Genomic DNA, 14,585 nt, shown 5'->3' on the forward strand with positions numbered 1-14,585 from the left:
TTGGATGGAAAAGATTCTTTATATAATTGGAGGATGTAATGGAGCTGGAAAAACAACGGCTTCATTTACTATTTTGCCTGAAATTTTAGATTGTAAAGAATTTGTAAATGCAGACGAAATAGCAAAAGGAATTTCCCCATTCAGACCTTAAAAAGTATCTTTTGAAGCGGGGAGAATTATGTTGAGTCGAATAAATGAGTTGATTTTAGACAATAACAACTTTTCATTTGAAACAACTTTGGCGACTAGAAGTTATAAAAACACTGTATTGAAAGCGAAATCTAGTGGATACAAGGTTGTTCTTTTATTTTTTTGGCTTCAAAACATTGAATTGGCCAAAGAAAGGGTAAGGATAAGAGTTCAAGAAGGAGGACATAATATCGAAGATGAAGTAATCAAAAGGAGATATATAAAAGGAATATTTAATTTGTTTTCGATTTACTTACCAATTGTTGATATGGGATTGATTTTTGATAACTCAGAAGGAAAACACGAATTGATTGCACAAAAATTGCTTGAGAAAGATATAGATATACTAAATAGTGCTAAATTTTAAAAGTTGAAATCCTATTATGACAACAATTGAAAAACAATTAGAGCAGAAATCAAAAATTCTTAAGGGCTTAGAAAAAGCATTTGAAAATTTACTTTTGTTCAAAAAGAAAAACAATAGCGTACTGGTTATTCAAAAAGGTGATAAAGTTGAAAAAATTCATCCTGATAATTTTATTCATCCTCATCCTCATAGTCAATCCCAGGCGGATTAAACAATCCCCAATCATCCAAAACATAATTCCAGGGATCAAAAGTTTTTAACCATTCCCGAAATAGAACTTTGAAATTCTCGATTTCTAAACGGATCAAATCTGTGTATTCATTTTCTTCCAATCTTCCCAAATCCAAATACCCAAGGGTTACCGAAATTTCTCTTGCAGCTTTACGAATGATGGCTGCGTTTTCCATTCGGATGTCGTAAATGTCGCCACCTTCAGCGCCAGCGATTTTGGCGGGAATGATTAAAGAATTTTCATGAATCATATCCAATTGCATTTCCAAAGGAGAATTTTCATCAACTTCTGCTTCTTCATAAAATACTCTAAGTGCGGAAACCAATTCTTGAATTTCCATCGCCTTCACCATAATGGGCATTTGAAATAATTTATCTTTGTTCATAGAGGTAATTCTTCCATCCAAATTAAGAATTTTAAAAGATTAATTCTAATTTTTAATCAATGAAAAATTGGCGACTGATTCTGCTTTTTACTGTTATTCCCATTCTTGTTTTCTCCCAAGAGAATGATTCTCTAAGCATCGATTTGCCGCAATTAACCTTGACGAAATTTCTGGTGGAGGAAGAAATTTTGCAAGCACCAATGTCGATTTCCGTTTTGGATGAACATACGTTATTATCGAACAATGCAAGCGATGTTTCTTTGATTGTCAATCAATCATCAGGCGTTTTTATGCAATCGGGGAGTATCAATACCAACCGAATTTCCATTAGAGGAATGGGCGCACGAACACCTTATGGAACCAATAAAATTCGGGGATTTTATGGGAATATTCCCTTAACTTCAGTTGATAGCGAAACGACGATTGAAGATTTGGATTTGGAGCAAATTTCCCAAATCGAAATCATCAAAGGGCCGATGTCAAGTATTTATGGTGCAGGTTTGGGTGGAGCCATTATTTTACAACCGATTTCAACCAAAAAAAATGGAATTAGTTGGCAATTTGGTACTACGGTCGGTTCATTTGAACTTTTGAAAAACAACGCGCATTTCGCTTGGGTGGGCGAGAAATCTTCGATTCAATATGCGTATTCACGGATTCAATTGGATGGATTTCGGGAGAATTCCAATTATTTCAGAGAAGGCCATACGTTGTCGGGTAATTTGTTTCAAAATGAAAAACATCAACTTCGGTATTTGTTCAATCAAACCTATTTGAAATCCTATATTCCAAGTTCCATCAATCAAACCGATTTTGAGGAAAATCCACATTTAGCGGCGGCCAATTGGCGAGAAGCAAAAGGTTTTGAACAATACCATAATTGGATGTTGGGATTGGATCATTCATGGAAATTAAATTCCAATTTTACATTGAATTCCGCAATTTTTGGAGCGACCAAAGATGCCTATGAACCAAGACCATTTGACATTCTCGATCAGTCAACCCAAAGTTTAGGCGGTCGTTTTTCTTTGCAAGGAAATCAGTTTTTGAAATTACCGATTCAACTGAACATCGGTGCGGAATATTTTTACGATCAATACGAAGGTGAGACTTTTGAGAATTTATATACTTCCAACAATGGAGAAGGGAGTTTGCAAGGAAATCCTTTGGTGAAAACCAATCAAGATCGATCTTTCATTCAATTTTTTGCGCATTTTAAAATTCCGATTTTCGAGAAATGGTTCGTTCAGGCAGGATTGAATTACAACCAAACCCAATTGGAATTTCAATCAGGTCCAAGTTCAGAAATCAGGGAAAACTCCAAGAAGAAGTATGATCCCATATTTTCTCCGCAATTGTCGTTGTTATATCATCCCAATCGTTTTCAATCGGCTTACTTCTCGTATAGTCGAGGTTATTCCTTTCCATCAATTGAAGAAATTTTGGATGAAACGGGAAGATTAAATCCTGAAATTCGACCAGAAATTGGCGATAATTTCGAGTTGGGTTATAAAATTGCTCGTCCGAAATGGCAATTGGAATTGGCGATATACCAAATGAACGTGAAAAATTTATTGGTTTCGGATCGGGTGGCAGAAGATCAATATGTAGGTGTCAATGCAGGTGAAACTTTGCATCAGGGAATTGAAATTGCAGGAAATTATAGATTTCGATTGGGACAGAATTGGACATTCATTCCAAGATTTGCAGCTTCTATTGGACGATATGAATTCAAAGAATTCCTACACAACGATGAGAATTTTTCGGGCAATCAATTAACAGGAGTTCCGGCAAATTTGGTTTCGTCAGGATTTCGTTTGGAAATGCCTTTCGGATTTTCTTGGACGGGCGATTATCAATTCGTCGATCAATTCCCGATCAACGATGCGAATACGGTTTTCAATGAATCCTTTCAATTGGTTCATTCGAAATTGAATTGGGAAAATGAATTTTTGGACAAAATTTTCGTTGGACTATCCTTTGGCGTCAATAATTTGACCAATACGAAATATGCTTCAATGGTTTTGGTCAATGCTACTGCCTTTGGAAATGCTTTGCCGAGGTATTATTATCCTGGAAATCCGCGAAATTTTTATGGGCAAATCCGATTGAAATTTAGCCTTTAGTCATTGACTAATTTGTATTTTCGCACATCATAATTCAGAAATAAAAATTCTCAAATTTTAATTCAATTCAAAATGAAAAGTATCTGTGTGTATTGCGCTTCCAGTTTAGGAAATAATCCAATTTTTGCTGAACAAGCTTATGAACTAGGAAAAACCTTATCAGAGCACGGTATTACGCTGGTTTATGGTGGTGCAAAAGTCGGACTGATGGGGATAGTTGCTGACGGATCTTTGACAAATGGTGGGAATGTTGTTGGAATCATTCCTGAATTTTTGGCAGCCAAAGAAATCAAACATGATCAACTCCAAGAATTAATCGTAGTTGAAACCATGCACGAACGTAAGGCTTTGATGCAAGAAAAATCAGACGGATTTATTGCTTTACCAGGCGGATTTGGAACAATGGAAGAATTATTTGAAATCCTCACTTGGGGTCAATTGAGTTTGCATAAAAAACCGATTGGAATTTTAAATGTTGGCGGATATTACGATTCCTTGATTCAATTAATTGACACGATGATTCAATCCGGATTGTTAAAAGAGGAATACAAAAATATGGTGTTGGTAAGTGACTCCATAGACGATTTATTAAGCCAAATGAATTTATACGAAGTTCCATTTACAACCAAATGGGATGGTAGTAAAATCATGTAATTTATCAATCCTTTAACTAAATTCACACGAAAAAAATCGGACAATTAGACTAAATTAGTGCCCAAATAAAGCACAAATGAAAATTGGGATTGTATGTTATCCGACATTCGGAGGTAGTGGGATTGTCGCAACAGAATTGGGAATGGATTTGGCCGAAAGAGGTCATCAAGTTCATTTTATTGCCACGAGTTTACCTGCTCGATTAAACATCACAAAATCCAATATCTTTTTTCATAAAGTCAATGTAGAAACCTATCCACTTTTTGATCAGTACCAACCGTATTCGCTTGCATTAAGTACAACCATTGTGAACATTGCCCAATCGTATGGATTGGATCTGTTACATGTTCATTATGCGATTCCACATGCCTATGCGGCTTATTTTGCGAAACAAATGTTACGTGAAAAAGGAATCGATTTGCCGATTGTTACAACGCTCCACGGAACCGATATTACCTTGGTAGGTAACCATCCCGTGTACAAACCAGCGGTGGAATTTTCCATCAATCATTCCGATAAAGTAACGGCTGTTTCAGAAAGTTTAAAAGAGGAAACTTTGGAATTGTTCAGTATCCACAAAGACATAGAAGTGATTCCTAACTTCATCGATAACCAACAATTTATTCCCGATGAAAATTGTGGTTGCCGAACTCAAATGGCGCCCGATGCAGAGAAAATTATCATTCACGTTTCCAATCTTCGAAAAGTGAAACGTGTACAAGACGTAATTCAGGTTTTTTATCGAATTCAGAAAGAAATTCCTTCGAAACTAATCATTGTAGGAGAAGGACCAGAATGGGAAAAAGCCAACAATCTGATTCATGAATTAGGAATTGAAAACAAAGTGAAAAATTTGGGAAAAATAACAGAATTTCAAAATGTTTTATGTTCGTCTGATTTGTTTTTATTGCCATCTGAAAAGGAAAGTTTTGGATTGGCTGCATTGGAAGCAATGGCAGCGAGCGTTCCGGTAATATCATCCAATGCAGGTGGAATTCCAGAAGTAAATGTTGACGGTCAAACAGGATTTGTTTTGCCAATTGGTGATGTAGATGGAATGGCTGAAAAGGCAATTCAGTTATTATCCAATCCGAAGATGTTGTATGAATTTAAAAAGAATGCGAAAATGCAGGCAATGAAATTCGACGAAAAAAACATCATTCCTATGTACGAAGAACTTTACTTATCGATTTTAGAAAAATCGAACTATCTATAAAACATTAACCGCTTAATTTAGGAACACATGAAAAAAGTCTTTATACTTTTAGTTCTATTGATTGGAATAAATATGATGCAAGCACAGAAAGCCCCTTTGATCGATCGAGAAATATTTTTTGGTAACCCAGAAATTTCGGGAGGTCAATTAAGTCCAGATGGGAAATGGATTTCTTTTATGAAAGAATACAATGGGATCATGAACATTTGGGTGAAATCCTTAGATGAACCTTTTGATAAGGCGAGACCATTAACCGATAGTACAAGACCTTTGTATGGATATTTTTGGTCAGAAGATGGTCAGTATATTTTGTATGTGAAAGACAAAGATGGCGACGAAAACATCAATGTTTTTGCCGTGAAACCTACGGACAAGGCCGAGAAAGGAGAAGTTCCTAATTCTCGAAATTTGACTCCTTTGAATGAAGTGACGGCTCAAATTTACATGGTAAGCAAAAAAGATCCAGATTTGTTAATGGTCGGAATCAATGATCGTGACAAGGCTTGGCATGATTTGTATTCTTTGAAAATTTCAACAGGAGAATTGAAAATGATTCACGAAAACAAAGACCGAATTACAGGATATGATTTCGATTGGGTTGAAAACCTTCGCGTTCTATACCGAACTGATGAAAAAGGTACTACGCAGTTTTTGTACAAAGAAGGAGAGAAATTGACGCCGATTTACGAAACTTTGGTAACGGAAACAGCCTATATTTCCAATTGGAATGAAAACAATTCTGAATTTTATTTGGTGACCAACAAAGGCGATCTTGACTTAAGTGCTTTGTTTTTGATGAATCCATCTACTAAAAAATTAACCAAAATTGAATCTGATCCAAAAGGAAAAGTTGATTTTGGTGGATTGTTTATCGATCGAAATACCCGTAAAATCATTTCGACACAATATACATCAGACAAAACAGACGTCTATTGGAAAGACAAAACTTGGGAAGCGAATTACAATTATTTAAAATCGAAATTCCCGGGAAGAGAAGTAGATTTCCAAAGTTTCACAAAAGATTATTCCAAATCTTTGATCGCGGTTTGGGGAGATAAATATGCGACTGAAGCTTATTTTTATGACACCAAAACAAAAGAGTTAATTCTTCAATATACGCCAAGACCAAAACTAAAAGAGGTTGAAAAGCATTTGGCAGAAATGATTCCAGTATCTTATAAAAGTAGTGATGGATTGCGTATTCCAGCCTATTTGACTTTGCCAAAGGGTTCTTCTGACAAGAACTTACCAACGATCATTTTGGTTCATGGTGGTCCTAAAGGTCCTCGTGATTATTGGGGATATAATTCAGAAGTGCAATTTTTAGCGAACCGTGGATTTGCAGTTTTGCAACCCAACTTTAGAGCAAGTGGAGGGTATGGAAAGAATTTCCAAAATGCGGGAGATTTGCAATGGGGGAAATTGATGCAAGATGATATCACTTGGGGAGTGAGCTATTTAGTGGAACAAGGAATTGCAGATCCTAAAAAAGTGGTGATCATGGGTGGTAGTTATGGTGGATATGCAACCTTAGCAGGATTGACGTTTACGCCTAATTTGTATGCTGCTGGAGTCGACATCGTAGGTCCATCCAATATTTTTACTTTATTGGATTCTGTTCCTGCTTATTGGGAAGCGGGTAGAGCTTTCCTATATGGAATGGTTGGAGATCCCAATACGCCAGAGGGACAGAAATTGATTCGTGATGCGAGTCCACTTTTTAGTGTAGACAACATCAATAAACCCTTGTTGATTATCCAAGGTGCTAATGATCCACGTGTGAAGCAAGCTGAATCTGATCAAATTGTCGTTGCACTACGCGATAAAGGCAAAAAGGTCGATTATTTATTGGCTGACGATGAAGGGCATGGTTTCCGTAAACCTGTAAACAACATGGCTATGTATGCAGAAATTGAACGATTTTTGAATGAAGTGGTTGGAACGGATTATCAGAAAGACATGCCAGCAGATGTGGAAAAAAGACTAAAGGAAATTCGAGTTGATGTTTCCAAAGTGGTTTATGAACCTGTTCAGAAATCAACAGTCGCTTCTTCATTGCCAAAAATTCAAAATAAATTTCAAGAGGGAGTTCAGAAATTTGAAGTAATTATTGACGTTCAAGGTCAGACAATTCCAGTAAATGTAACGCGTACGGTTTCAAAATCGGGTGAAAACTGGTTGGTGAAAGATGAGGCAGCAAGTGCAATGGGAAATTCTGTGGATGAAATGGAATACACTTCCGAATTCAAACCCTTGAAAAGAAAATTCCAACAAGCAGGAATGGAGGTTCCGATGGTTTTTACGGATAAATTAGTCAAAATGACCATGATGGGAAACCATATTGAATTTGTAATGGATGGCGCCTATATATCGGATGGAGTAGGCTATGACCAAATTATCGCAGGTCTTCCGTTGGCAAAGGATTATACCCATTCGTATTATTTGCCAGATATGATTTCAGGTAAGAACAAGCAAATGAACCTTAAAGTAGAAGGGAAAGAAAGAATTGGAGAGAAAGAAGCATGGAAGGTAGGGATTGTCAATGTTGAAAATTCGTCTGATAAGACAACTTTGTGGATCGATGCGAAATCCCAAGAATTAGTAAAATCAGAACAAATTCTTGCTCAAATGGGAAATGCTGTGATGACGATGGTAAAGAAATAATTTTAGAAGAATAATGAAATTAACTCCGATTTTCTAGGAAGGAAATCGGAGTTTTTTATTGAAAATGAATTAATTTTGATAGTTAAAATCGAACTATTCTTTTATTGAGAATCATTCTAAACTGCCCTCTCAAGGCAATTGAATGACTTTTTTCATTGTTAAAATTTTTTAACTTTTCTACATTTGTTTCTTTACAAATCAAAAATTGCTTTATGGCTAAAGAATCTCTGCTTCGATCGTCAATCGGAAAGAAATTTACAATGGCATTATCAGCTTTGTTTTTGCTGATATTCTTATTACAACACTTTTTAATCAATTCATTATCAGTTATAAATCCTGATATGTTCAATGATGTTTCCGACTTCATGAGTAGGAATCCTTTCATTCAATACTTGATGCAGCCAATCCTTATGATTGGGGTTGTCTATCACTTTGTGATGGGATTTGTTTTGGAAATTCAAAACAAAAAAGCACGTGGTCCAGTAGGGTATGCAGTAAACAATGCAAGTGCAAATTCATCTTGGGCATCTCGTAACATGATTTATTCTGGTGGATTTATCTTGGTGTTCTTATTGGTGCACTTATGGCAATTTTGGATTCCAACAATCAATGCCAATCACTTTGCACAAGATCCAAACTTTGGACAAGGTAATTACTTCATGGATCACTTAGACCATGTATTTACAAGTGCAGTTACTTTAGTATTGTACATCATTGGATTCATCTTTTTGTCTTTGCATTTACAACATGGTTTCGAGTCTTCTTTCCAATCATTGGGTGCAAGACATGCGAAATACACACCAGTGATTAAGTGTATCGGAAAAATTTATGCGATTGCAATTCCATTAGGATTTATCATCATCGCTGTATATCATTTTATTAAACAACTATAATATCTAATATGAGTAAGTTAGATTCTAAAATACCTGTTGGGGACATCGCTGAAAAATGGACGAAGCACAAAGCTAATTTGCGCTTAGTTGCTCCAAACAACAGAGGGAAAATTGATATCATCATAGTAGGTACAGGATTGGCAGGTGGTTCTGCTGCAGCTTCTTTGGCTGAAATGGGCTACAATGTAAAAGCATTCTGTTACCAAGATTCACCACGTAGAGCGCACTCTATTGCGGCGCAAGGTGGGGTGAATGCTGCAAAGAATTATCAAAATGACGGAGACTCGATCCACAGATTGTTTTACGATACAATCAAAGGAGGAGACTACCGTGCAAGAGAGGCTAACGTTCACCGTTTAGCAGAAGTATCTGGAAACATTATTGACCAATGTGTTGCGCAAGGTGTTCCTTTTGCTCGTGAATACGGAGGATTATTAGATAACCGTTCGTTTGGTGGTACGCAAGTTCAAAGAACATTTTATGCGGCGGGTCAAACTGGACAACAATTATTATTGGGTGCTTATTCTGCCATGAACCGTCAAATCGGGAAAGGTAGAATCCAAATGTATAACCGTCACGAAATGTTAGATTTGGTGATTGTGGACGGAAAAGCACGTGGTATTATTGCTCGTAACTTAGTAACAGGTGAAATCGAAAGACATTCTGCTCACGCAGTTATCATTGCTTCTGGTGGATACGGAAACGTTTTTTTCTTATCGACCAATGCTATGGGATCCAACGTTACAGCTGCTTGGAAAATCCACAAAAAAGGAGCGTTCTTCGCAAATCCTTGTTATACGCAAATTCACCCAACTTGTATTCCTCAACACGGAACACAACAATCCAAATTAACTTTGATGTCTGAATCATTACGTAATGACGGACGTATTTGGGTTCCTAAGAAAATTGAAGATGCGGTTGCGATTCGTGAAGGTCGTTTGAAACCGACTGATATCAAAGAGGAAGATAGAGATTACTATTTGGAGAGAAGATACCCAGCGTTTGGAAATTTAGTTCCGCGTGACGTTGCTTCTCGTGCTGCAAAAGAAAGATGTGATGCTGGATTTGGAATCGAAAACAACGAAACCAAAGAAGGTGTATTCTTGGATTTCTCTGCAGCGATCCAACGATATGGAAAAGAAAAAGCTTTGGTTGATGGAGAACACAATGCTTCACCAGCTCGAATCACGCAATTGGGTGAGGAGGTTGTCAAAGCAAAATATGGAAACTTATTCCAAATGTATGAGAAAATCACCGACGATAATCCATACAAAACTCCAATGAAAATTTATCCGGCAGTTCACTATACAATGGGTGGAGTTTGGGTTGATTATAATTTGATGAGTACCATTCCAGGGTGTTTCGTTTTAGGAGAAGCGAATTTCTCTGACCACGGAGCGAACCGTTTAGGAGCTTCGGCTTTGATGCAAGGTTTGGCTGATGGTTACTTTGTGATTCCTTATACAGTTGCTGATTATTTAGCAGATGACATTCGTACAGGAAAAATCCCAACAGATTCACCTGAATTCGTAGAAGCTGAAAATGCAGTAAACGAACGAATCAATTTCTTCTTGAATAATAAAGGAACTCATTCCGTTGATTATTTCCATAAACGTTTAGGAAATGTAATGTGGAACAAAGTCGGAATGGCTAGAAATGAACAGGGATTGAAAGAAGCGATTGCAGAAATCGACGAAATCAAAAAAGATTTCTGGGCAAATGTTCGCGTTCCAGGTTCAGCAGATTCTTTGAATCCTGAATTGGAAAAAGCAGGTCGTGTTGCAGATTTCTTGGAATTGGGTCAATTGATGGCAATGGATGCTTTGGAAAGAAAAGAATCTTGTGGAGGTCACTTCCGTGAAGAATACCAAGACGAAGAAGGGGAAACTTTACGTGACGATGAAAACTTCAAACACGTTGCTGCTTGGGAATACAAAGGAGATGACATCAAACAAGAAGTTCGACACATTGAGCCGTTGAATTACGAATACATCAAAATCGCTGCAAGAAACTACAAATAATCAGTAGGTTTCTGCCTTAAAAAATTAGACTATGGCTTCAAAAAATATCAATATTAAACTCAAAATCTGGAGACAAGCAGGAGATAAGTCGAAAGGGAAATTTGAGAGCTATTCATTAAACGGTGTATCAACTGACAGTTCCTTCTTGGAAATGTTGGATATGTTAAATGAACAATTAGTAAACGAAGGAAAAGAACCGGTTGCATTTGACCACGATTGTCGTGAGGGAATTTGCGGTATGTGTTCCTTGTATATCAACGGACGTGCACACGGGCCAGATCGTGAAATCACGACTTGTCAATTGCATATGCGTTCGTTCAAAGATGGCGAAACCATCACCATCGAACCTTGGCGTTCGGCGGCTTTCCCAGTTATCAAAGACTTGATAGTTGACCGTTCTTCTTTCGATAGAATTCAACACGCAGGTGGATTTATTTCGGTGAATACTTCAGGAAATACCATCGATGCGAATTCGATCCCAGTTCCAAAAGCAGATGCTGACAAAGCGTTTGCGGCTGCAACTTGTATCGGATGTGGAGCTTGTGTAGCAACTTGTAAAAACGGTTCTGCGATGTTGTTCGTTGGAGCAAAAGTTTCTCAGTTTGCTTTATTGCCACAAGGAAAAGTAGAAGCGACGCACCGTGTTTTGAATATGGTGAAACAAATGGACGCAGAAGGTTTTGGAAATTGTACCAATACGGGAGCTTGTGAAGTGGAATGTCCAAAAGGAATTTCGTTGGAAAATATTGCACGTATGAACCGTGAGTATTTGAGCGCGAAAATCGTTTCAGAAGAAGCTTAAGAAAAACTTAAATAGAATTAAAAGCCGATTTTCTCAGAGTCGGCTTTTTTTGTACATTCGAATTATGGATTTAAACAAAGTATTTGAACATAATAAAAAATGGGTCGAAGCAAAATTGGCCAATTCTACCAATTATTTCCCCCAATTATGCGAAGGTCAAAAACCCGAAGTTCTCTACATCGGTTGTTCCGATAGTCGTGTGACAGCAGAAGAATTGATGGGAGCCAAAGCAGGAGAAGTATTCGTACACCGAAACATTGCCAATATGGTCATCAACATCGATTTAAATGTGATGTCGGTGATTGATTATGCAGTGAAACATTTGGAAGTAAAACACATTGTGGTGTGCGGACATTATGTTTGCGGTGGTGTGAAAGCCGCGATGGAAGCACAAGATTTAGGCTTGTTGAATCCCTGGTTACGAAACATTCGCGATGTCTATCGTATGCACAAAGACGAATTGAATTCGATTGAAGATGAAACTCAACGTTATGATCGTTTGGTAGAGTTGAATGTGGAAGAACAATCCTTCAATGTGTTGAAAGTTGCTTCGGTTCAAAAAGCGATCAACAGCCGAAATTTACAAGTTCATAGTTGGGTTTTCGATATGCATACGGGTGAATTGATCGATTTACAAATTGATATGGAAGCGAAATTGAAAGAAATTATGGAAATTTATGATTTAGGAAAATACTAAATTAATTCCTAACCAATTGACAATCTATGAAAAAAGAACATTTAACACATATTCCACCACATTATCAAGCTTATGTTGATTTAGCCGATGATTTAACGATCAAAGCTGCATTGGACAAACATTTGGCTTCTTTCCAAAATCTAAATTTTGCTATTTTGGAAGAATTAGGTAATCGAACTTATGCGCCAGAAAAATGGACGACAAAGGAAATCATCCAACATATCATCGATTGGGAACGAATTTTCTCTTATCGCGCTTTGGTGTATGCTCGCAAAGATGCCAACCGACCTGTATCGCACGACGAAAATGTATTGGCACCCAATTCCAAAGCCAACCATAAAAACTGGGAAGAATTAAAAAACGATTTTCTTTTTGTGAGAAGTTCGACCATTTCGCTTTTTCAATCCTTTGATGAAGAAGATTTGACGCAGCCTGCTTTTTCAGGCGATTCTGAATTTTCCGTTTTGGGATTTGGATTTAGTATGGTCGGTCATCAAATCCATCATTTCAACATCATTCAAGAAAGGTATTTGCCATTGTTGGGAAGAGATGTCGAATTGGTAAAAGAGATGCGATGCTAGAGAAATTTTACAAATTATCACTGGTAAGGAAAATTGCCCTTATTCTTTTTGCCGTAATTCTTTTCTTGTATGCAATTTTAATGGTGGTTCAGTTTGATTTCTTAGTTATTGTACCTAATTATCGGTATGTTAAACTCTATTGGGTTTTATCTTTGACTATAATTTTGTCCATTCTATTATTGATTATCATCGAAAAGAAGTATGATTTCTTCACCATTTTCAATATAATGTGGATTCCTTTATTTATTGGAATTTTTATTGGTTTAAGTTTTACTCCATATACATTAAGGAAGTTAGATTTTATCTTCTCCAAAAAAGTTAATGATTATAATGTTGAGTATTTTTCAGAAGATAGATACTTTCACGTACACAAGTTTATATACAAAAACGACGATTTGTATTATTATGAAGACGAGAGATGGGATGATATTTACAAAGGGAAATTCAAATTATACAAAAGTCGATTTGTAGATGCTTATCATTTGAAGAAGGATGAAAACTGATTCATTTAAATTAAATTTAACTAAAATGAATATTCAAACAAAAAATAAACTTTTAAATAAATTCATTTGGGTTTTAATTCTGCTTGCCTTCTTTCTAGCATTCTGGCCAACGAAATTTATTGAAATTAATAGTTTTGATGTGCCTACTAAATATTACGTAATTGGAGCAGTTTTGTTGACCGTTATGGTTTTGTTTTTAATAGAAACAAAATTTGATTTTTTAACGATAATCAATACTTTATGGGTTTTCCCAATCTGTTTATTAGGGCTTTATGTCGTATTTGATTCATCAAATCTTTCGAAAATAGATTTCCTTTTCACGAAGGAAATTAAGGAATTTGGTTTGGAAACAAAGAATTTTGAGAATAGGAAAGTTCATGAATTCTTTGTTGAAAACGATACTATTAGGTATAATGAAAGAAATAGGGAATATGAGGGAGATTATCGTTTATTTAAAAGTTCTCTTTCTGAAAATTATTATTTAAAAATGAAATAAGATTAGAAGAAATCTTCAAATTCACACAAGATTAAAATAAGAAAATCTAGAATGGCATTGAAATTGGAATAGCATCGCAAAAAATAAACAAAATGATAAAATTCTTTTCCAACTTGACGATTCTAATTTTATTAGTAAGTTCAACTTTATTATTCGCACAAAATATCAAAGTAGATACTTCGGTGTTCCCGAAAGCTCAAAAAGGTTATGAGCAATTTATCATTGAAGTTCCACATAGCTCCTTGGAGGAAGACGCTAACAAGAAAATCGAAATTTTTGTGGGGAAATATATGGATGTTGATACGTGTAATCGTCATTCTTTGATGGGCGAATTTCAATCCAAAGACCTTCAAGGTTGGGGATATTCCTATTTGGAATTCAATACAAATGGCGATGCCATCAGTACGATGATGGGTTGTGGTGATAATAAAATGGTTTCGAAATTTGTGACAGGACAATCCTATTTGACCGATTACAATGGTCGTATGCCGATTGTTATTTACGTTCCAGAAGGATATGAAGTTCAGTACAAGATTTACCAAGCAATGCCGGAACAATTCAAAGCTTTGCAAACACCTAAGAAATAAATCAATCAAGCATAAAAAAAGGTTCATCGGAAGATGAACCTTTTTTTATGAGATTTGTCCCGTCCTAAAATAAGTTAACACAAAATCGACTTATTATGAAAGAATTAAATTCCGAAAGGAACAAACGGACGCAACGAGATTATACTTTAGCTTTTAAATTAAGTATCGTTTC

Annotated in this window: 14 protein-coding genes and 1 pseudogene; 14 read left to right on the forward strand and 1 reads right to left on the reverse strand. The window is 36.2% G+C overall.

Going from position 1 to position 14,585, the window contains the following annotated elements; genetic code table 11:
- Positions 1-4 precede the first annotated feature (4 nt).
- Positions 5-556: pseudogene (locus ABID46_RS12700) on the forward strand (ATPase).
- A 16-nt stretch (positions 557-572) separates the two neighbouring features.
- Entirely contained in the window at positions 573-767 is a 195-nt protein-coding gene (locus ABID46_RS12705; protein WP_354510695.1) for a hypothetical protein, read from the forward strand.
- Here ABID46_RS12705 and ABID46_RS12710 read toward each other — a convergent pair.
- Entirely contained in the window at positions 727-1,194 is a 468-nt protein-coding gene (locus tag ABID46_RS12710) for a hypothetical protein (RefSeq protein WP_354510697.1), read from the reverse strand. The two genes, ABID46_RS12705 and ABID46_RS12710, sit on opposite strands and share 41 nt — an antisense overlap.
- 38 nt (positions 1,195-1,232) lie before the next feature.
- Here ABID46_RS12710 and ABID46_RS12715 point away from each other — a divergent pair, with 38 nt between their 5' ends.
- The 12 genes from ABID46_RS12715 (at position 1,233) to ABID46_RS12770 (ending at position 14,413) form a co-directional block, all read left to right on the forward strand.
- Entirely contained in the window at positions 1,233-3,299 is a 2,067-nt protein-coding gene (locus ABID46_RS12715) for a TonB-dependent receptor (RefSeq protein ID WP_354510699.1), read from the forward strand.
- A gap of 72 nt (positions 3,300-3,371) precedes the next feature.
- Entirely contained in the window at positions 3,372-3,953 is a 582-nt protein-coding gene (locus ABID46_RS12720; RefSeq protein ID WP_354510701.1) for an LOG family protein, read from the forward strand.
- 76 nt (positions 3,954-4,029) lie between these two features.
- Positions 4,030-5,169, forward strand: a complete 1,140-nt coding sequence (gene bshA / locus ABID46_RS12725; protein WP_354510703.1) for an N-acetyl-alpha-D-glucosaminyl L-malate synthase BshA — start codon at positions 4,030-4,032, stop codon at positions 5,167-5,169.
- A gap of 27 nt (positions 5,170-5,196) precedes the next feature.
- Positions 5,197-7,833 carry a S9 family peptidase gene (locus ABID46_RS12730; RefSeq protein WP_354510705.1) on the forward strand — a complete coding sequence of 879 codons (2,637 nt, stop codon included), beginning with the start codon at positions 5,197-5,199 and terminating at the stop codon, positions 7,831-7,833.
- A gap of 212 nt (positions 7,834-8,045) precedes the next feature.
- A complete protein-coding gene (locus tag ABID46_RS12735) occupies positions 8,046-8,726 on the forward strand; it encodes a succinate dehydrogenase cytochrome b subunit (RefSeq protein WP_354510707.1) in 681 nt (226 codons plus the stop codon).
- Positions 8,727-8,734: 8 nt separating this feature from the next.
- The gene (locus ABID46_RS12740; RefSeq protein WP_354510709.1) at positions 8,735-10,747 is read left to right on the forward strand and encodes a fumarate reductase/succinate dehydrogenase flavoprotein subunit; all 2,013 of its coding nucleotides are present in this window, start codon (positions 8,735-8,737) and stop codon (positions 10,745-10,747) included.
- A 31-nt stretch (positions 10,748-10,778) separates the two neighbouring features.
- Positions 10,779-11,549 carry a succinate dehydrogenase/fumarate reductase iron-sulfur subunit gene (locus ABID46_RS12745; RefSeq protein ID WP_354510711.1) on the forward strand — a complete coding sequence of 257 codons (771 nt, stop codon included), beginning with the start codon at positions 10,779-10,781 and terminating at the stop codon, positions 11,547-11,549.
- A gap of 64 nt (positions 11,550-11,613) precedes the next feature.
- Positions 11,614-12,246 (forward strand): carbonic anhydrase, encoded by a 633-nt coding sequence (locus ABID46_RS12750; RefSeq protein ID WP_354510713.1) that lies wholly within the window; start codon positions 11,614-11,616, stop codon positions 12,244-12,246.
- A 26-nt stretch (positions 12,247-12,272) separates the two neighbouring features.
- Positions 12,273-12,827: a DinB family protein gene (locus ABID46_RS12755; RefSeq protein WP_354510715.1), complete on the forward strand. Its 555-nt coding sequence runs from the start codon at positions 12,273-12,275 to the stop codon at positions 12,825-12,827.
- A complete protein-coding gene (locus tag ABID46_RS12760; protein WP_354510717.1) occupies positions 12,821-13,330 on the forward strand; it encodes a hypothetical protein in 510 nt (169 codons plus the stop codon). Before ABID46_RS12755 ends, ABID46_RS12760 begins: the two co-directional genes overlap by 7 nt.
- Before the next feature lie 25 nt (positions 13,331-13,355).
- Entirely contained in the window at positions 13,356-13,826 is a 471-nt protein-coding gene (locus ABID46_RS12765) for a hypothetical protein (protein ID WP_354510719.1), read from the forward strand.
- A 92-nt stretch (positions 13,827-13,918) separates the two neighbouring features.
- On the forward strand, positions 13,919-14,413 hold the full coding sequence (locus ABID46_RS12770; protein ID WP_354510721.1) for an ecotin family protein: 495 nt from the start codon (positions 13,919-13,921) through the stop codon (positions 14,411-14,413).
- Positions 14,414-14,585: the final 172 nt, after the last annotated feature.

The organism is Moheibacter stercoris (assembly GCF_040545805.1).
GTDB lineage: Bacteria > Bacteroidota > Bacteroidia > Flavobacteriales > Weeksellaceae > Moheibacter > Moheibacter stercoris.